The 536-nt window shown below is 42.5% G+C and carries 1 tRNA gene and 2 rRNA genes; all 3 read left to right on the top strand.

The annotated features are described in order from the left end of the window. Positions 1–172: ribosomal RNA gene (locus tag IO99_RS18135) — 23S ribosomal RNA — on the top strand; the annotation flags it as partial. Positions 173–321: 149 nt separating this feature from the next. After that, positions 322–437, top strand: a 5S ribosomal RNA gene (gene rrf / locus IO99_RS18130). A 7-nt stretch (positions 438–444) separates the two neighbouring features. Continuing rightward, positions 445–520: transfer RNA gene (locus tag IO99_RS18125), tRNA-Phe, on the top strand. Positions 521–536: the final 16 nt, after the last annotated feature.

The raw sequence follows: 536 nt of genomic DNA, 5'->3' as shown, positions 1-536 counted from the left end.
TCTGGAAGGGATAAACGCTGAAAGCATCTAAGCGTGAAGCCCACCCTAAGATGAGATTTCCCATAACGTAAGTTAGTAAGACTCCTGGAAGACCACCAGGTTGATAGGTGAGGGGTGTAAGCATGGTAACATGTTCAGCTGACTCATACTAATAAGTCGAGGGCTTGATCTAAATAAAGACGAAATAAATTTCACTGTGTAATTTTGAGAGAACATTTAACCAATGTTTTCAATTCTATAAATTTGATAGATGAATACAAACTGTTAAAAACAGTTTGCATAAGTGACCATCACAAAAATAAATTTTTGGATGTCTACTTATCTGGTAATTATGCTTTTGATGGATACACCCGTTCCCATACCGAACACGAAGGTTAAGCATCAAGAGGCCGATAGTACTGCACGGGAAGCTGTGTGGAGGTAGGTTGTTGCCAGGTCAGGTGTGGCTCGATAGCTCAGTCGGTAGAGCAGAGGACTGAAAATCCTCGTGTCGCTGGTTCGATTCCTGCTCGAGCCACCAGTTTGGCGCTATAGCC

The organism is Clostridium sulfidigenes, from assembly GCF_000732635.1.
In the GTDB taxonomy this organism is placed as follows: Bacteria; Bacillota; Clostridia; order Clostridiales; family Clostridiaceae; genus Clostridium_J; species Clostridium_J sulfidigenes.
The sequence above is the reverse complement of the archived record's forward strand: the minus strand, read 5'-3'. Positions and strand labels throughout refer to the sequence as shown.